General features: G+C 54.7%; 17 protein-coding genes. 4 read left to right on the plus strand and 13 right to left on the minus strand.

The window, feature by feature from the left end:
• Positions 1–69 precede the first annotated feature (69 nt).
• Positions 70–726 (plus strand): NAD(P)/FAD-dependent oxidoreductase, encoded by a 657-nt coding sequence (locus tag ACHZBS_RS11280; protein WP_319406607.1) that lies wholly within the window; start codon positions 70–72, stop codon positions 724–726.
• Positions 727–1,047: 321 nt separating this feature from the next.
• Here the strand turns inward: ACHZBS_RS11280 and ACHZBS_RS11285 are convergent, their stop codons facing one another.
• Both ACHZBS_RS11285 and rlmN read right to left on the minus strand, forming a co-directional pair.
• The gene (locus ACHZBS_RS11285; RefSeq protein WP_319406608.1) at positions 1,048–1,236 is read right to left on the minus strand and encodes a hypothetical protein; all 189 of its coding nucleotides are present in this window, start codon (positions 1,234–1,236) and stop codon (positions 1,048–1,050) included.
• A 276-nt stretch (positions 1,237–1,512) separates the two neighbouring features.
• Entirely contained in the window at positions 1,513–2,550 is a 1,038-nt protein-coding gene (gene rlmN, locus ACHZBS_RS11290) for a 23S rRNA (adenine(2503)-C(2))-methyltransferase RlmN (RefSeq protein WP_319406609.1), read from the minus strand.
• 336 nt (positions 2,551–2,886) lie between these two features.
• Between rlmN and ACHZBS_RS11295 the strand changes: the two genes are divergently transcribed.
• Positions 2,887–4,578, plus strand: coding sequence for a glutamine--tRNA ligase/YqeY domain fusion protein (locus ACHZBS_RS11295; RefSeq protein ID WP_319406610.1), 1,692 nt, complete (start codon positions 2,887–2,889; stop codon positions 4,576–4,578).
• A 90-nt stretch (positions 4,579–4,668) separates the two neighbouring features.
• On the opposite strand, the gene ACHZBS_RS11300 is transcribed toward ACHZBS_RS11295, so the two are convergent.
• From ACHZBS_RS11300 to ACHZBS_RS11330, 7 genes are all read right to left on the minus strand, one after another.
• A complete protein-coding gene (locus tag ACHZBS_RS11300) occupies positions 4,669–5,442 on the minus strand; it encodes an EI24 domain-containing protein (protein WP_319406611.1) in 774 nt (257 codons plus the stop codon).
• A gap of 162 nt (positions 5,443–5,604) precedes the next feature.
• Positions 5,605–6,510 (minus strand): divergent polysaccharide deacetylase family protein, encoded by a 906-nt coding sequence (locus ACHZBS_RS11305; protein ID WP_319406612.1) that lies wholly within the window; start codon positions 6,508–6,510, stop codon positions 5,605–5,607.
• A gap of 70 nt (positions 6,511–6,580) precedes the next feature.
• Positions 6,581–7,954: a S41 family peptidase gene (locus tag ACHZBS_RS11310; protein ID WP_319406613.1), complete on the minus strand. Its 1,374-nt coding sequence runs from the start codon at positions 7,952–7,954 to the stop codon at positions 6,581–6,583.
• Positions 7,955–7,965: 11 nt separating this feature from the next.
• Entirely contained in the window at positions 7,966–9,417 is a 1,452-nt protein-coding gene (locus ACHZBS_RS11315; protein WP_319406614.1) for a peptidoglycan DD-metalloendopeptidase family protein, read from the minus strand.
• Positions 9,414–10,292 (minus strand): permease-like cell division protein FtsX, encoded by an 879-nt coding sequence (gene ftsX / locus ACHZBS_RS11320; protein WP_319406615.1) that lies wholly within the window; start codon positions 10,290–10,292, stop codon positions 9,414–9,416. Before ftsX ends, ACHZBS_RS11315 begins: the two co-directional genes overlap by 4 nt.
• Before the next feature lie 12 nt (positions 10,293–10,304).
• Positions 10,305–10,985 (minus strand): cell division ATP-binding protein FtsE, encoded by a 681-nt coding sequence (ftsE, locus tag ACHZBS_RS11325; RefSeq protein WP_319406616.1) that lies wholly within the window; start codon positions 10,983–10,985, stop codon positions 10,305–10,307.
• A 5-nt stretch (positions 10,986–10,990) separates the two neighbouring features.
• Positions 10,991–12,352 (minus strand): TolC family protein, encoded by a 1,362-nt coding sequence (locus ACHZBS_RS11330; RefSeq protein ID WP_319406617.1) that lies wholly within the window; start codon positions 12,350–12,352, stop codon positions 10,991–10,993.
• A gap of 218 nt (positions 12,353–12,570) precedes the next feature.
• On the opposite strand from ACHZBS_RS11330, the gene pyrE reads away from it, so the two are divergent.
• Positions 12,571–13,140, plus strand: coding sequence for an orotate phosphoribosyltransferase (pyrE, locus tag ACHZBS_RS11335; RefSeq protein WP_319406618.1), 570 nt, complete (start codon positions 12,571–12,573; stop codon positions 13,138–13,140).
• A gap of 82 nt (positions 13,141–13,222) precedes the next feature.
• Here pyrE and queD read toward each other — a convergent pair whose 3' ends face one another.
• Complete coding sequence (gene queD, locus ACHZBS_RS11340) at positions 13,223–13,594, minus strand: 6-carboxytetrahydropterin synthase QueD (RefSeq protein ID WP_319406619.1); 372 nt, start codon at positions 13,592–13,594, stop codon at positions 13,223–13,225.
• A gap of 43 nt (positions 13,595–13,637) precedes the next feature.
• Positions 13,638–14,753, minus strand: a complete 1,116-nt coding sequence (gene dnaJ, locus ACHZBS_RS11345) for a molecular chaperone DnaJ (protein WP_319406620.1) — start codon at positions 14,751–14,753, stop codon at positions 13,638–13,640.
• Positions 14,754–14,860: 107 nt separating this feature from the next.
• On the opposite strand from dnaJ, the gene ubiE reads away from it, so the two are divergent.
• Positions 14,861–15,568, plus strand: a complete 708-nt coding sequence (gene ubiE / locus ACHZBS_RS11350; protein WP_319406621.1) for a bifunctional demethylmenaquinone methyltransferase/2-methoxy-6-polyprenyl-1,4-benzoquinol methylase UbiE — start codon at positions 14,861–14,863, stop codon at positions 15,566–15,568.
• Between the two features lie 47 nt (positions 15,569–15,615).
• Here the strand turns inward: ubiE and ACHZBS_RS11355 are convergent, their stop codons facing one another.
• Positions 15,616–16,917 carry a TMEM143 family protein gene (locus tag ACHZBS_RS11355; RefSeq protein ID WP_319406622.1) on the minus strand — a complete coding sequence of 434 codons (1,302 nt, stop codon included), beginning with the start codon at positions 16,915–16,917 and terminating at the stop codon, positions 15,616–15,618.
• On the minus strand, positions 16,917–18,428 hold the full coding sequence (gene glpK, locus ACHZBS_RS11360) for a glycerol kinase GlpK (protein WP_319406623.1): 1,512 nt from the start codon (positions 18,426–18,428) through the stop codon (positions 16,917–16,919). Before glpK ends, ACHZBS_RS11355 begins: the two co-directional genes overlap by 1 nt.
• Positions 18,429–18,585 lie beyond the last annotated feature (157 nt).

Genomic DNA, 18,585 nt, shown 5'->3' on the forward strand with positions numbered 1-18,585 from the left:
AAATCGTATAATTATATATATTTAAGTTAGTTTGCAATCAACCCCAAAGAAACGATCAGGAGGTTCAACATGCTCAAGTTAGGAGAAAAAGGAGCCATTTTGCAGCGGGACAAAGTAACCTATGCCATCGCCCCGCACATCCCCTGCGGAGTGATAACCCCGCAGCTGCTGAGAACCATCGCCGATGTGGCCGAAAAATACGATGCGCAGGCCATCAAGATCACCGGAGCCACCCGGGTGGCCCTGGTGGGGCTGAAGGAAGAAAACATCGATGCCGCCTGGAACGAACTGCAGCTGGACAAGGGTGCCGCAGTTGGCCTGTGCGTGCGCAGCGTGCGGGCCTGCCCGGGAACCACCTACTGCCGTCTGGGCAAGCAGGACGCCCTGGGCATGGGCATGGAGCTGGATCGCCGATACCATGGCCTGGAACTGCCCGGAAAATTCAAGATGGCCGTATCCGGCTGCAACCTGAGTTGCTCGGAATCCTGGGTGCGGGATATCGGTCTCATCGGCCTCAAGGATGGCTGGCAGATGGTTATCGGCGGCAACGTCGGCGCCGAGCCGCGGATCGCCCAGGAACTGGTTTCCGGACTGGATGACAACCTGGTTTTGGAGGCCATCGACAAAACTGTTCAGTGTTACACGGAAAATGCCAAGAAGGGCGAACGTTTAGGCAAAATGATCGAGCGGGTGGGGGTGATTCCTTTTCAAAAGGCGCTGGGATAGCGCGGCCGTTAAAAAACGATTGCGCCTGTTCCCAGGCCTATATGGAAGTCACAGGAAGCCGTGTCCGCGGGTTGAACGAATCTATTGGCGCGACAGCCGGTGCCAGCGCAGGGCCGTTCACCGGCAAACAGGCCGGAGCAGTCTATTACAAGGGAATGGCCGATCCGATAAAAAAGTTAAGGGGAAATCATGGGTTGGCTCATGATTTCCCCTATGTTTATTGGAGGGTTCTACAACTGGCAGGTCAATGGCATTTCCTACCGTAGTGAATTTAAAATAGGCTCTCTTACAGATTGATGCAAGGGTGCAAAGCCTATTTTTTCAAATTTTCCTCAAGCGGGTGCCGAAAACCATGAGGCCGGCACCAAATAAAAACATGCTCAGCGGTTCGGACGACAAATTCATCGGGAGGGCGCCCTTGCCGATGAAGTCGGCAAACGCCCCTGAATTAATCAGAGGAAAAACCACGAACAGGAATATCAGGGTAAGCATTGCTGCTGTTTTCTTCACGGTTCACGCTCCTGCTTTGAAAATATATATCTGCTTTCAACAATTAAGTTTCGCGAGCAGTCGGCAGACGTAAAAGCAATGGAGGTGCCAAAGCAGGTTTCGAACAGGTGAGAATTTTAGCAAAATGGAATTATTGTTATAATTTAAAATAATTAAACATATAGTGGTCTTAAAAGAATACTTATGAATGGGGTTGGCAAGATGATTTCGCTTGAGCACCATTGTGGTGAGAACTTCATAGAAAAAGACAAATTGTGAAAATTATTACACAACCAGTCAGCCATCGAGAAGCTGGTTTTTCCCTCCCAACTGACCGCAGGCTGCCATAATCCTCCCCCCTTTTTCCCCACGCCTCCGAACAAACACGTTTTCTGCCACCAGCCAGGCATGAAAGCGTTCGTAGGCTTTTGCCGATGGGGGTTGCCATTCGGAACCGGGCGCCGGGTTGTAGGAAATCAGGTTCAGCTTGGCTGTCATGGGAGCCAGGTATCGAGCCAGGGCCCTGGCATGTTCCTGCCGGTCGTTGATACCTTGAATCAGCACATACTCCATAAACAATGCGGATTTTCTGGCCAGCGGATATCCAAGCAGCGACGCTTGCAGTGCTGCCATGGAAATGGATCGATTGATGGGCATGAGCCGGGAACGAATGTCATCGGTGGGGGCATTGAGGGAGACGGCCAGATTCACCGTCGCACCGTCCAACCGGGCAAGGCGGTCGATGCCGGCGGTCAGACCGACGGTGGAAACGGTGATATGGCGCCGGGCAATGTCCAGCCCCCGCTGATCCGTCAGCACTCGGATGGCCTGAATCACGTTGTCCAGATTGTCCAGCGGTTCGCCCATGCCCATGAACACCACATTGCGGATACCGACCCCCAACTGGTGCCGGGCGGCAAACACCTGGCCAACGATTTCCGCTGCGGTGAGATTTCTCAGCAATCCCATCTTGCCGGTCCTGCAGAAACGGCATCCCATTCGGCACCCCACCTGGCTGGATACACACAGGGTGTGGCGCCTGTACATGGGAATAACCACGGACTCGATGTCCAGGCCATCCTCCAGGCGCATAACATACTTGACAACATCCCCGTCGGACACCTGCTTAATGATCCTTCCCGGTGACGGCTCCAGGTCGGCTTCCACTTGACCGGCCAGTTCAGACAAATGGGAAAAGGCGGCTAACTCGTGGAGTGACATTTTCCCGGCTTTCATCACATGGCGGTAAACCGGCGTGCTAAAGTGGGTCCCCTTGCGGTATCGCCGGTGAAAAGCATCGGCAAACTGGTCGTGAGTCTGGTCAACTATTTTCATTCAAGGACAATTTCCCTCTGACTGATTTTTTATCACGGCATGGCCGTCGACTCTCACCGTTTTCGTGGCGATACCGTATTTTATCGGCAGAAAAAAGCAACCACAAGCTGCATCCATGGGGTCTGTTTCCAAAATCGACGCCATTGTCGGCCGGTAGCCGGACGGGAAGGAGATAATTCGCCTCATGGTTCCTTTCCAGGTTTATCGGTTTGACACCCTTTAGGGTTTTTGCCATATTCAGGGCCGCTCGGCATGCGGATTCCGCAACCGCCTTCCGGATCGGACAACTATTTCAGGCAGCCTGGAATTGCCAGGGGAAAACCAAGGAAAATTAAGATGACGGAAAACGAAACCACACCCGGATCCAACTTTATCACGACCATTATCGAAGCGGATCTGAAGGCGAACAAAAACAACGGCCGGCTGGCCACCCGGTTCCCTCCGGAACCCAACGGCTACCTGCACATCGGCCACGCCAAATCCATCTGCCTGAACTTCGGGGTGGCCAGCACTTACCATGGCACCTGCAACCTTCGCTTTGACGACACCAACCCCACCAAAGAGGACGTCGAGTATGTGGACGCCATCATGGAGGACGTACGATGGCTGGGATTCGACTGGGATGACCGCCTGCACTACGCCTCGGACTATTTCGAACAGCTTTACGATTTCGCCGTTCAACTCATCCGTAAGGGTAAGGCCTACGTGGACGATCTTAACGCCGACGAGATCCGCCTGCATCGCGGCACCCTCACTGAACCGGGCACGGACAGCCCCTGGCGAAACCGCGGTGTAGAAGAGAACCTGGATCTCTTTCAGCGTATGCGTGCCGGTGAATTCGAAGAGGGGTCCCGGGTATTGCGGGCCAAAATCGATATGGCCCACCCCAATCTGATCATGCGCGACCCCACCTTGTACCGGATCCGCAAGACCAGCCACCACCGCACCGGCGACACCTGGTGCATCTATCCCATGTACGACTTCACCCACTGTCTGTCCGACAGCATCGAAGGCATCACTCACAGCCTGTGCACCCTGGAGTTCGAAAACAACCGCCCCCTGTACGACTGGGTGCTGGACAATGTGGACGCCCCCTGCCACCCCCGGCAGATCGAGTTTGCCCGCCTGAACCTGAGCTACACGGTGCTGAGCAAACGCAAGCTGATCCAGCTGGTGGAAGAAGGCCATGTGAGCGGGTGGGACGATCCGCGCATACCCACCATCTGCGGCCTGCGGCGCCGCGGGTACACCCCCGAATCCATCCGTAACTTCTGCGACCGCATCGGCCTGGCCAAGCGCGACAGCGTGGTGGACGTGGCCCTGCTAGAGTACAGCATCCGTGAAGACCTCAACAGACGGGCCCCCCGTGTCATGGGCGTACTGCGGCCCCTGAAGGTGGTCATTGAAAACTATCCCGCCGGTCAGGTTGATGAACTGGAGGCGGTCAACAATCCAGAAGATCCGAATGCCGGCGTACGCAAGGTCCCCTTTTCCAGGGAAATCTACATCGAACGCGACGACTTCATGGAAAACCCGCCTAAAAAATTCTTCCGGCTGGGACCGGGGCGTGAGGTGCGGCTGCGTTACGCCTTCTTTATCACCTGCACCGGTGTGGTCAAGGATGATACCGGCGAGGTCATTGAGCTGCGATGTACCTACGACCCGGCCACTCGCGGCGGCGATGCCCCGGACGGACGCAAGGTGAAAGCCACCCTGCACTGGGTGTCGGCCACCCACGCTATAGACGCTGAAGTGCGGCTGTATGATCGTCTCTTTAGCAAGGCCAACCCGGACGAAAAGGAAGAAGGTAAAACCTATAAGGATTTCATCAACCCCGATGCGTTAGAAGTGCTTCATGGCTGCAAACTGGAACCCATTTTAGCCGATGCCGGTCCGGGATTTTTCTGCCAGTTCGAGCGCATGGGGTATTTTTGCGTGGATGCGAAGGATTCGAAGTCAGGCGCTCTGGTGTTCAATCGTTCCGTCACCCTTCGTGATGCCTGGGCCAAGCTACAAAAACAATCCTGATCGGCCAATGTAAAATCAAAAAGCCTGACCGGTTTGATTTCTGGTCAGGCTTTTTTTGATAAGATTATTAATATGGGATCGTACGAAACTTCAACGTTTCACCGGCATGGGGTTTGAATAGGGGCACTTAGCCCGCTGTTCATGGCGCCGCTTTTTTTCCCGATCCAGATGATACAAGGTTGCCCCTACCGGCGCAAAGCTGAGGAAGAGAAGGTTTAGCACGGGAATCAGAAAAGGCAGCCCAAAACCCAGGTGAAAAGGCAGTGCCCTTCCCAGGGCCTTGAAGCGCTTGCCAAACGGCTGGAAATTCCGGGCAGGGATGAGGTCGGTGTTATCCCATGCCAGGAAGATAGCCGCCACGATGGGGCCCACGACTGTCAGCACCGGCCCTAAAGGCGTCAACCACCCCAAGGCCATGATGATCAGTGTGAGCAGAACCGGAATAACGTTTCTGGGCAGCTCCTGGCGGACCAGAAAGCCCATCTGTGCGATAATCGGGGCATTTGGGGTGGCCGTCACCTGCCCGGTAAGCATGCGCTCGGTGATACGGGACATAAGGTCCATGATGAACACGGCAAAAAGCAGCTGGGCCATCAAATAGGCAGCCACCGCCGAAATGCCCATCAGCAGCAGGGTGAGTAACCAGGAGGCCAGGTGCCAGGCCCAGACTATCCACGGACTTTCGGGCTGCTGCCACAACAGGGCCAAGATGTCCGCATGCTTGGCCAGGATCAAGCCGGAGACCGCCACCGTCAATATGGCCACGACGGCAAAACGCAGAAATCCCAGCAGCAGCAGCCGGGGTGTTCGGATGCCCAGCCACAGCCCCTTGAAATTATAAATAATGCCTGAAAAAAGGTTCATCTTACCGCCTCCACGCCTTTAATATCAGATTTAATCGAACTTCCTTTAAAATGTAGACGGCTGTGTGTACCTTTCAAGATTAAGGATCACAAGTTCCGGGACGTGCGGCAAACCTAGTGAAAAATGCCGCACAGCGCAGATCGTGGACATTTTACAATGGTGTCATCCCTGCTGAAAAGCCACCACCTTGGAAGCATAAGTGAGGAACACCGCACCTCTCAATTCCGGCAGCATCTCCTGTAACACATCCAGCGTAACCGGGTGAGGATGGGCAATACCGATAGCGTAGCCTTGGCGTTTGGCCCTTCTTATCAGCAGCTTAAGCTGTTTTCTGACAAATTCAGGAGTCTGTTCGTGATCAATGAAAACATCCCGCTCGGCAAAGGGAAGGTGAAGCAGTTCTGCCGACGGCCGACACAGGGTATCCGCCGAGGTGCGGCTGTCCACAAAAAAGAGGTCGCGTTTTTTAAGAATACTGAAGATCTGACGCATCTGCTCGGATGATGCCGTCAGTTTCGAACCCATGTGGTTGTTCACCCCCTTTACGCTGGGGACCCTGTCGAGGTTTGCATTGAGCTGGGCGATGAGTTCATCGGGCTTCATTGAGGACAGCAACGCCCCGGGCCCTGGGTTGACACTCGGGTAGTTCTCCGGTTCCATGGGCAGGTGGAGCATGATTTCCACATCTTTTTTCAACGCCTGGTCGATAATGCTGTGGTTAAAGGTGCCTTCGGGTAGCACGGAAAAGGTAAGCGGCACATCCAGTTCCAGAAACGCCTCAGCGATTTTTCGGTCATAGCCGATATCGTCGATGATGATCGCCACGGGAATGCCGTTGGTCACAGGCTTGATCCGGGTGATGGGAGGCGGCGGAACCACCGCCTCCCGGTTGAAAGCCTCGTAATCGGGGACGCTGTGATGAACCGGACCTTTTTCGGGTTGGGTATTAATAATTGACTTGGGTTTTGAAACTACCTGCGGTGCGGGCCGCATGAGAAAACGGTTGGCCAGCAACCCGGCCGTAAGGACAAGGCACACCAATAAGGTCAGCCCCGCAACGATCTTCATAAACTGGAGTTTTGGGTTGAATCCTGTTTTTTTATTTTTTTTCCGAACTCTTGGTTTTGCGGAACCTTTCTTAGCCATTTTTAAGGTCTTTGAAAATATCGTAGCTGATCAAAATATCCAGCGCGCGCAAGACCTGGTTGTCGGAAAAGAGCGCATCACGGTCCAGGGGACTGTTTTTGGATTTAAAGCGTATAAGTGCCGGGGGATCCGGCGGCACTTCCTTTTTGGGTGTATCAGGATCAGTGAGAGGGGCTTCAAAGGCCTCGTCCGGTTCTGCGTCCAGATGATTTTTCAAGTCTTTTTCCTTGAGCATCCGTTCGCCGCTGGTTTCGGTGTCGGAAAGGATATGATGCTTGACCTCCACATCGGGCTCCACCCCTTTGGCCTGAATGGAGCGGCCCGAGGGGGTGTAGTAGCGGGCGATGGTAAATTTGAGGCCATAGCCGTCACGCAAGGTCTCCACAGTCTGCACCGACCCTTTGCCGAAAGAGGTGGTTCCCAGAATCAGGGCTCGCTTGTGGTCCTGAAGCGCACCGGCCACGATCTCTGAGGCACTGGCACTTCCGCCGTTGATCAGCACAACAATAGGATAATCCCGCTTAACGTTGTCGGCATGCGCCCGAAACACTTTGGTATTTTGACCGTCACGACCCTTGATGCTGAGAATCTCCCCTTCTTCGAGAAAAAGATCGGACACCTCAATGGCCTGGTTGAGGATTCCCCCGGGGTTGTCCCGCAAGTCCAGAATCAACCCTTTCATGGGCGCTTCTGGAGTTTCCATCGCCTTCAGGGCCTCGATCAGGTCGTCGGTTGTATTTTCCCTGAAGTTGGTGATCCAGACGTACCCATAACCCGGCTTGAGCAGCTCTGCCTTGACGCTGTATATGGGAATCACGTCACGCACCAAGCTGAAATCCAGCGGTTCGGGCGCACCTTGCCGGATAATGGTGATCTCGACGGTGGTACCCTTGGGACCGCGCATGCGCTTAACCGCGTCGCGCAGATCCTCGGTGGGCGTTCCGTCAACCTTGATGATCCTGTCTCCTGCTTTGATGCCCGCACGGTAGGCCGGTGTGCCTTCAATGGGGGAAATGACGGTCACCAGGTTGTTGCGCATGGTCACATGGATACCGATTCCGGTAAATTCGCCGTGGGTGTCGATCTGAAGCTCTTTCAGGGCATCGGGGGGAAGCAGGGCCGAGTGTGGGTCCAGGCTCCGGACCATGCCCTGAATGGCAGCTTCGATCATTTTCTGCGTGTCGACCTCATCCACGTAATTTTTCTGGATCAACTCGATAACGTCGGTAAAAAGCTTCAGACCTTTGTATGTTTCTTCGCTATTGGCGGATAAATCCCGGTAAAAGCCGTGACCCAGTATCAGCACGGCTGACACGAGCACCATTGCCACCCACATTTTCAGGTATCGGGTTTTTCTGGCTGTCATGCGTATCTCCTCTAGCCTTTCTTGATCCAACCCAATGGATTCATCGGTTTCCCGTGGTGACGTATCTCAAAATGCAGCCCGGCGCCGGTCAATGAGCCGGTATCGCCCACGGTGGCGATTACTTCACCGGCCTCAACCGGATCTCCTTTAGACTTAAACTGCTCTTCCAGGTGGGCATATACGGTGTAATAGTGGTCTCCATGATCAATAATGAGCATATTGCCAAAACCCTTGAACCAAGAAGAAAACAGCGTTTGGCCGCTGTATACGGCCCGGATGGGTTCTCCCCTGTCCGCCTTGATGTTAATACCGCTTTGAAAATTGGTCACCTTAAATTTACTGTCTTCATATTGACCGAAAAAAGATACTATTTTACCTTTCACCGGCATCATAAGCAAGCCCTTAAGCGCCGCAAAGGGTTTTTCCTCAACCGTAGGGAGCGGGGAGGCCGCCGGAATCGGTTCGGTTTTGAAGGCTGCAACCGTCTGGTCCAAGGCCCGGGCCGATTCCTTCAGCGATTCAATGGCCGCCAGCTGCAAAGATTTTTTGCCCCGGATCTCCGTGAGCAAGGCCTCCCGCCGGGCCTGTTCGGCGTTCATGGTATCGATACGATTGCTCAATTCTGCCGTGGTCGCCTGTTTTTCATTTTTCCTGGCAACCAGTTGTGCCAGCAGGGCCTGCATCTCGGATTTATCCCGGGATAATTGGGCAAGCACGGTCTCATCGTGAGCCAGAATCTGCTCCATGGCATGTTTACTTGAAAAAAAATCAAACATGGAATCCGCCGATGCCAGCACGTGGAATTTACCCAGCCAGCTAAGCTTATAAAGGGCGGCCAGCCGGCCGGCTACGTATTTCTCGTCGATGTCGGCGCGGTGTTCGATTTCCCTATATTGCGCTTCGAGCTCACGGATGCGAAGCTCCACGGCCTTGAGTTCCGTGGAGAGTCGGGCCACTTTTTTCCGAATGCCGTCCAGCGCCTTTTCAGTATCGTCCAGCGCATTGATGATGGATGTCTCCTCTTTTGAGAAAGATGCCACCTTTTTCCTGGACACCTCTATCTCCCGGTTAAGGTTGCCAGTCGAATTGTTCGGTAATTCGGTTGGCCTTCCATCATCTGTCAACGCCAAACCGGGTTCGTCAATGCGCAGATAGTTCTCCCTGTTCAAGATAAAGCCGGTCTGTTCCTCGAAAAGAATTCGGACCCACTCCCCTTCGTATGAGAGCACCAGCACCCGCGCACCTTTGCGCAAAGTGGCAATAGGTGGGTGGTGGCCTCCGGGTCCGGAGCGCATGTTGAGTTCTTCGACAAGGATCGTTCCCGACTTGGGATCACCGGCACCCCAAAGCGGTTGAGCGAACAAACTGAAGATCAGTACCGGCAGCAAAAGCAGGCAAACGTTCCCACGGCGAAAAAAAATCTTGGCACGCAGCATGTTTTTCTTGCCCGACCGATCCATCATTCTTTCATGAACTGTTTAAGGGAAAAAAAGCACCCCAACAGGCCCGTCACCATACCGCCACCGAGAATTGCCGCACAGACGCCCATGGAAAAAAAACGAATGACCACCATTTCTGCAGACAGTGTCTGTTCAAACTGGGACCCAATAGCGGAAAAGGCGGCGTAGAGCATCCCCAGCCCGATCAGGCCTCCGGACAAGCCCTGGATTAGGCCCTCCAAGAAGAAGGGAAACTTGATGAAATTATCCGTGGCACCCACCAGGCGCATGATATGGATCTCTTCCCGGCGGGCGTAGAGTACCAGGCGGATGGTGTTGGCCGCAATAAATACCGTGGCCATGAAAAACATGGCGCCCATGCCGTAGCCGGCCAGCTTGAACAAATTGAAAAAGTTGGCGAACCGATCGATCCACTGCCGCCCGTACTCAACTTCGGATACCGAGGGCAGACCTTCGATGCGTTGCGCCAGAAACTCTATTTTTTCCGGGGAGTTGGATTCGGTAACCAGGGTCACCTCAAAAGCATCCGGCAGAGGATTCTCCCGCAGGTTGTCCAGCAGTGAGGTCTGTCGCTGCATCCGATCCCTCATCAATTTCAGGGCGTCATCCTTTGAAATGAAGCGGATGCTTTGGATACCGGCGATAGACTGGAGCCGGAAGCGGGTATCCAGGCGTTGGGCCTCGGAGGTTCCCGGTGCCAGGTAAACCATGATCCGAACCCCCTTTTTCCAGGCGTTGAACATGTCCTGCGCATTGAGGAAAAAGAGGCCGAAGGCGCTCACAATGAGTACGGACAGGGCGATGGTGATGATGGTCACCACATTGAGAAACCGGTTCTCCAGGATGTCCTTGATGGCACGCTGGGAATATAAGATCATCGGTTCGCCTTTTCAGATATCCGGTGGAGTATCCAGCCGCCCCTGCCGGATCTGGAGCACACGGCCGGTGGCATTTTCGATGAGGGTTTTGTCATGCGTGGCCACCACTACCGTCGCCCCTCGATTATAGAACATGTTAAGCAACTGAAAAATAACAGCTGCCGATTCATCATCCAGACTACCGGTAGGCTCGTCAGCCAGAATGATCTTGGGATCGCCGGCCACGGCCCGTGCCACGGCGACCCGTTGCTGCTCACCGCCGGAAAGGCTGGGGGGGTATGCGGTCAAGCGGTCTTCCATGCCCACCACACGAAGAACGCTTTTAACCTTTTTTTCGATGAGGCTGCGCTTCTTTCCCATGACCTCCAGCACCAGGGCCACGTTTTCGTATACAGTTCGGGAAGGAATCAATTTGTAGTCCTGGAAAATGATGCCAAATTTTCGTCTGAGCAAGGGGATCCGCCGCCGGGGAATCCGTGAGAGATTCATGCCGTCCACCAGGATCTGCCCTTCGGAAACCGGTTCGGCCAGATAAAGGAGTTTGAGCAGGGTGGATTTACCCGCCCCGCTGGGCCCGCTGATAAACAAAAATTCATTCTTGGCAATATCCAGGGTGGCATCCACCAGCGCCTGCTTGGCTCCGTATCGCTTGTGGACATGAAACATCCGGATGACCGCGCTTTTTTCAGCCATGCTGGTCATTGGACCTCGGCAATTTCGATTGTGGGTTTTCCCATGGCCCGGTCAAGGGCGGCCAGCGCAATTTGAAAATCGTACAGGGCATTGTAGTATCGGGTCATGGTTTCGGAAAGCTGGGTCCGGGCATCGAGTACATCCGTGGATGTTGCCATTTGCTCTTTAAAAAGCGCTTCACTGATACGAAAGCCTTCCCTGGCCTGATCGATGGCGGATTGCACCGTGACGATATTCTTCTCAAACTCATCGGCCTTGAGCCAGGCCTGCTTTACCTCCCGCTGGATGTTGTCCAGCAATTCGGTGCGGTTGAGACGCGCTTCAGCCAGCTTGCTTTTCTTTTCGGCAACGCCGTGACCGGTCCTTCCCCATTGCCAGAAATCCCAGCGGGCTTGAGCCTGGACATCCCAGAAGCTGCTGTCGGAAATCCCTTCCCCACCGGCCACCTGCCAGTCGGTGCCCAGTTTGTAGTAATTGCCTTGAACCTGAACCATTGGATAGTAATCCCTTTCAGCCAGGGTTACTTCCTTCTCACGGATCTGGATTTCCAGACCGGCCACCGCAACCTCCACGCGGTCCTTTTCCCCCGTGTCCAGACACTCCGCAAGCGTTCGGGACAATGGCGCATAATCCAGGATATCCACGGGGGTAACCGATGTGCCGATGGGGCGGCGAAGCAGCAGGTTGAATTCGGCCCGGGCAATCTCCAGGCCATGTTGGGCTGCCACCAGATCCTGCCGGGCATTGGCCAGTTCGACCTTGGTTTTAAGAAGGTCGTTTAGCGGCGTCATCCCCACCTCGTGATAATTAACCGCCACTTCCGTCTGCGCTTCCAGCATGGTAACGGCTTCTTCGGCCACCACCTTGAGCTTTAGGGCTTTGAGCAGGTCAAAATAAACCCGCTTGGCCTCGAAGACGATGTCCCGGCGAACCAGCGCCTCGTTTAGACGGGCGGCATCCAGCCCCATCCGGGCCAACTGGTATTGACTGGTCAGGGTGAACCCGGTGAACAGGGGTTGGGTGACACTGGTCACAAAGGCGTATTCTTCCTCGGGCTGAACGACTCCCAAGATGGGAATCACGCTGTAGCGGGGTTCGTCGTTGCGGGTATAGTTGTATTGCGCACTGAAGGTGGGCAGGAACTCCGTGCGCCGGGATTTGACCAGGGCATCGGCACCGCGGGTCCGCTCGCTGGAGATTCGAGCGGAAATATTGGCTTCGAGAGCCAGTGCTACGGTCCTGTCCAGGTCCATGTCGGGCAACGCCGCCGTCTCATCACCGCTGACCGGCACCACTGGGGCAAGCCACATGCAAAATACGGTAATAAATCCGAAAAAGCATCGATAGATCGTCGATGGATGTGGCAATATGGCAGATATCTCCCCGGGGTTTGGCATTGACCGGCAACCTCGCAGCTGTTATGAATCGCTACTAAGCTCAAGGAGTGCTGTTCCCAGTTTTCCTTGCCGAAGCCTCCACTGAATCCCAATGACGGGCTTCTTCCAGTTCGGTGGAGGCTTTTTTATACGAAAAATCCCTTAAAATCAAGTATTTCTTATAAATCCGGCCGTCTGAGAGGATCCCCATGAAAAAAGAACTGATCCACCTGTTGTGTCAAAAATCCTTCAAGTACAGCGAAACACCCGCATTCAAGCTGGTGTCGGGCCGCATGAGCCGGTTTTATGTAAACTGCAAGCCCACGACCATGAATCCCCGCGGCATGTTCCTCACCGGCCATCTGATGTTCGAAGCCCTGCAAGACAGCGGGGCGTCCGCCGTGGGTGGCCTCACCTTCGGTGCCGATCCCATCGCCATGGCCACGGCCTTTGCTTCGGAGCTCAAAGGCCAGCCGGTGAAGGCTTTTTCCATCCGAAAAAGTCAGAAGGACCACGGCATCGTCAAATGGGTGGAAGGAGACATCCTGCCCGGCGAGAAGGTCGTGGTGATTGATGATGTGGCCACCACGGGCGGTTCCACCATCAAGGCAATTGAAAGAGCCCGTTCCGAAGGGCTGAAGGTGGTTCGCGCGGTGATCCTGGTGGATCGGCAGGAGGGGGGCTTGGAAAACATCCGTGCGCATGTGCCCGACGCAACCGCCATCATCACCCGGGATGAACTGGTGGCCTGCTGGAAGCATACTGCGCCAGTGTCATAGCAATGACCGAACGCAAAGGGAAACGGCCGACCTATTTATCTTTTCCGGCGGTTTCCCTGCTTAGGTTTCTTATTAGGGTGGACTACTTTGGAAAATAGGTGGCGCAGGCGTCTTCAGATTCCCACGTGGTCACCCGGCTGACGGCCATTCCAGGCTCTTTGATCATCTCCTGCAGGCTGTTGGCGATATAAAAGGCGAGATTTTCCGAGGACGGGGCGACGGTGTCAAAATAGGGCAATTCGTTTAAGAACTTATGGTCCAGACGGTCCATGATCTCTTTCACATACCCTTTGAGAATACCGAAATCGACCAGTACGCCGGCGTTATTAAGGCGATCTCCCTTAACGCAGACCTCCACCTTCCAGTTGTGCCCATGAAGGTTTTCGCATTTTTTTGCCACCATGGTCAGCTGGTGGGCGGCAGCAAAATGACTGATGATTTTTAGCTCGAACATGATCTATCCGCTCCTGTGGGTTCGCCGAATTGACGCCGGTGGGTCAGTTGGCCACCCGGGTGGGACCGCTTTTTAGAATGGTTTTCAGCTTACTGGTAAACTTGCGCTCTTCCAACGTGGCAAATTCCTTAAGGAGTGCCACCTGTTTTTTATTAAGGTTGGTGGGGGTCTTAACGTTCACCTGAACAATCTGGTCGCCACGGTGGCTGTTTCTGAGGGAGGGAATACCTTCGCCCCGCAGGCGGAAAATGTCGCCGGGCTGGGTACCCTTGGGAATCGTCAGCTCGCTCTCCCCCTTAAGGGTGGGGATGGTTAGGGTATCACCCAGGGCCGCCTGCACAAAGGAAATGGGAATCTGGCACAACACGTTAGTATCGTCCCGCTTGAAAAAATCATGGGATTCCGAGTGAATGAACACATACAGATCCCCATGCGGGCCGCCGTAGGCGCCGGCTTCACCCTCTCCGGTGAGCCGCAACCGCGAACCGTTGTCCACCCCGGCAGGAATTCTTACAGACACCTTTTTCCGGGCCAGCACCTTGCCATGGCCCCGGCAGGTCTTGCAGGGATTGGATATTACCTGTCCCTGGCCCCGGCAGTGGCCGCAGGTGGTGCGGACGGTGAAAAAACCCTGGCTGCGGCCCACCTGGCCGCTACCGCCACATTGAGCACAGGTTTCCACCCCGGTTCCGGGTGACGCGCCGGTTCCCTCACAAGTGGTACAGGCTTCCGCCTTTTCCACCTCGATCTCTTTTTCCGTGCCGAAGGCCGCTTCCATGAAGGTCAGCTGCATGTCGTAACGGAGGTCGGCGCCCCTGTTCGCCCGGCTCCTGGATCGGCGGCCGCCGCCAAAGCCGAAGAAATCTTCGAATATATCCCCGAAACTGGAAAAGATGTCTTCGAATCCACCGAAACCGGAGAACCCCGATCCCTCCAGCCCCTGGTGGCCATATTGGTCGTAAATCTGGCGCTTTTTGGCGTCCCTGAGCACCTCATAGGCCTCTGCAGCCTCTTTGAACTTGTCTTCGGCCTCCTGGTCTCCCGGATTTCTATCCGGATGAAAGTTCAGGGCCAGTTTCCGGTAGGCTTTTTTCAGATCCGCATCGCCGGCGTTTCGATCAACGCCGAGCACTTCATAATAGTCTCGTTTGGCTGCCATGGATTGTCCTGAAGCGTTACCCCTTCGTGTTGTCACAAACGGTGTGATGTGTTAATTTTCCGTCCTTCAAATGATGCATAAACTTAATGCAAGATGAAAGGATGTCAATGGAAAGTCGGGAGCTTCCCTTCGTTCGGGAAATGTTCGACAACATCGCCCCGCGCTATGATCTGCTCAACCGACTGCTCAGCCTCCGCCAGGATGTGGTCTGGCGTAAAAAGCTGGTGTCGGCCATGGTCATTCCTGAAAACGGAAAGGTGCTCGACGTGGCGTGCGGTACCGGCGATCTATCCCTGGAGATCTGCCGGCAAAAGGGGCCGCTGGTGAAGGTGGTCGGCATCGATTTTTCACCGGGCATGCTTTGTCTGGCCCAGGAGAAGATCCGCCGGAATCAAAACACGACCATCTCGCTGCTCACCGGCGACGCCCTGGCGCTGCCCTTTGGCAACGCATCCTTTCACGCGGTGACCATCGCCTTCGGCATCCGCAATATCCAGGATAAGGCAAGCGCCCTGAGGGCTTTTTGCGATTGCCTCATTCCAGGCGGGATGGTCCTGGTGCTGGAACTGGCCACCCCGAAAAAAAGCCGCCTGCGGGATGCCTACCTGGCTTACTTTCAAAAGGTGCTGCCCACCATCGGCCGTCTCTTTTCCAGGCACAGCTTCGCCTATTCCTACCTGCCCGAATCGGTTTCCCGGTTCCCGGAAACCGATGCATTTATGACCATCATGGAAAAAGCAGGCTTTTCCCACGTCACCTGTCGCCGCCTGACGCTTGGCATCGCCAACCTGTTTATGGGGATCAAGCCTCGTTAAAATGAAGCAGCGCCCTAAAACGATTTCAAGGATTAATTCGCTTAATATTATATGGCGTTAGGCGCATGCATTTGGAAAAAATTGTCCCACAACGCATCGAGCCTTTCACAGGCATCCGTCAATGATACGGCCCTCCATACCGGTGTGCCGGTTTTGTCGGTTCCGGCGATATTACAAAGATTCAATCGCTTCAGTTTTCCCAGAGCATCTTCGATTTCGAAATCGATCGGGACGTGGAAGGTCTCTTGAAACCACTCTTCAATTGCATCATCCAGCGCGGCAGCGGTCAAGCCCACTTGGGATTGTACCAGGAAGAAATAGCCCAGGAGAGCCTCCTTAAACTCCTCCTCTTCCGCGTCAGCAATGATATGGTGAAAAACGCCGGCATTGTTGTCCAGATTCTTAAAATAGAGACTATCCCCCAAGGTTTTCATAAATTTGATTTTGCGGTTTTTATAGCTGTTCCACTGTTTGAAAAGAAAGGCCCCAATGGCGGCCAAGGCCGTGATCCCGCCCACCATGCCGGAGATTTCCACGGGGCCCAACGGTGGAATCGTGCCGCTGTCGAGGAAGACGGAGCGGGACATCAACCACAGGATACTCGCCATGGCAACCAGACCCGCACTGGCTTTCAAAATAACCGTGATGCCGCCACCGACGGCAAAGCCGCCCATAAACAGTTTGTCTTTGAGTTTCATGCGGACCTGGGCGTTGGGAAACAGCATCTCCAAATCTTCTTTGGGAATGTTCTTAAAAAGTTTTACGATCATGGTTCCCGGGTTAAAATTAAGCTCTTTCCGCTTGCGCGCCTTGAAGTACGATTCATCCTTGTATTTGATGATCAGCGCGACCCTGTCGTACACGGTAATGTCGATGGTTTCTTCTTTGAACATCCATTTTTTGCGCCGGATACGATGGGATTGGCTTCCCCTTCTGAAGACCAGTTGGCTCTCAAAGTCCTCGAAATCCACAACCAGGTGGATCTTAAAGAGGGATTCCCGGCTGATGGCGTAGGTCAGATCGCTTGCGGTGATCTGTTGATAGTTGGCCTGATTCAACACCTCTTTAAATGCCGCCATGAGCCGGTCTTCATGGGCCTTGCGTGCTTCATGGGAAAAGCGGCGGACCGTCACCGTATCGTTGTCAGGGTTGAACGGGTAATAGCTTTCCTTGAGCGCTTCTGTTTTTGCATGAAATTCAAAATGGAAGATACTGCCAAGGATATTGCAGAAGAGAAGAAAGGACTCCCGGTCTTTGGGTGTGACCCGCTTGCTATTGGACAAACAGTCGATGAGCTCCGCCTTGCGGATGGGAATGAAGCGTTCTCTGACTGAAGGATCTGCCACCATCAATCCACCCAATCGAAGGTGCGCTGGACCGCCTTCTTCCATCCACGGACACCAGCCTGGCGCACATGATCGTCCATCTGCGGCTTCCATGTCCGGTCCACCGACCAGTATTGTTTCAGGTCTTCCATGGAGTTCCAGAAGCCCGAGGCCAAACCCGCTGCATAGGCAGCCCCCAGAGCCGTGGTTTCGGTGATGGTCGGCCGGATCACCGGCACGTTGAGCAGGTCGGACTGAAATTGCATGAGCAGTTCGTTAGCCACCATCCCTCCATCAACCTTGAGGCTGTTGAGCCTGACCCCCGAATCCTTTTTCATGGCCTCCATAATGTCCAGCGTCTGGTAGGCGTTGGCCTCCAATACGGCGCGGGCGATATGACCCTTGTTGACATAACGGGTGAGACCGGCAATAACCCCGCGGGCGTCGGAGCGCCAGTAAGGAGCGAACAGGCCGGAAAAAGCCGGAACGATGTAGGCGCCGCCATTGTCGTCTACCGTTCGGGCCAGGGTCTCCACCTCCGGCGCCGAAGCAATCAATCCCAGGTTGTCGCGCAGCCACTGCACCAAGGCCCCGGCAATGGCCACCGACCCTTCCAGGCAGTAGACCGGCTTTTCCCCGCTGATCTGGTATCCAACGGTGGTCAACAAGCCGTGGGCGGAGTGGACCGGTTCGGTTCCCGTATTGAGCAGCATGAAGCAACCTGTGCCGTATGTATTTTTCGCCTCGCCGACCCCAAAGCAGGTCTGACCCACAAGGGCAGCCTGCTGATCCCCCAGGGCGCCGCAGACCGGAACCATCGCACCCATCGGACCTTCTTTCAGGGTGTGCCCCCAGGTATTCCTGTCGATCGAAGGTACGATGCGCGGCAGCATCTGTCGGGGGATTCCCATGATCTTGAGGATCTCATCATCCCAGGCCAGACTCTCCAGATCCATGAGCAGGGTGCGCGAGGCATTGGATACATCCGTCACATGGGTGCCGCCGGCCGCACCGCCGGTAAGCTGCCAGATGATCCAGGTTTCGATGGTGCCAAAAAGTGCTCGGCCTCTGTCCGCCGCCGCCCGCGCTTCGGGGATGTTGTCCAGAATCCATTTTATCTTCGGCCCTGAAAAGTAGGTGGCGATGGGCAGCCCGGTCTTTTTGCGGAAACGGTCCTGTCCGCCCTCTTTTTCCAGGGCATTGCAAATCTCGCCGGTGCGGGTGCATTGCCAGACGATGGCGTTGTGACAGGGTTTGCCGGTTTGTTTATCCCAGACCACGGCTGTTTCCCGCTGGTTGGTAATACCGATGGCAGCGATATCCTTACCGGTGATCCCGACTTTTCCCATTGCCCCTTTGATTACCCGGCGGCTGTTTTCCCAGATTTCCAATGGATCATGCTCCACCCAGCCCGGCCTGGGAAAGATCTGCTCGTGTTCCATCTGATCCACGCCGGCAATCTGTCCCTGGTGATCGAAAAGGATAAACCGGTTGCTGGTGGTGCCCAAATCCAATGCGCCGATATAGTTGGCCATATCTCGCTCCTTTCCTTAAGTGAAGGTGGGTGGGTCCGAGTGGGGAATCATTTTCGAAGGTTTATCATTTTGCTGGGAAACGGGCAACCGGGCATAAATAGAGCGGTTTGAACCGCGGGCGGCCAATTGTGGCAAAAGTCCGTCCTTCATCACACTG

It is taken from the genome of uncultured Desulfosarcina sp. (assembly GCF_963664155.2).
Classification (GTDB): Bacteria; Desulfobacterota; Desulfobacteria; order Desulfobacterales; family Desulfosarcinaceae; genus Desulfosarcina.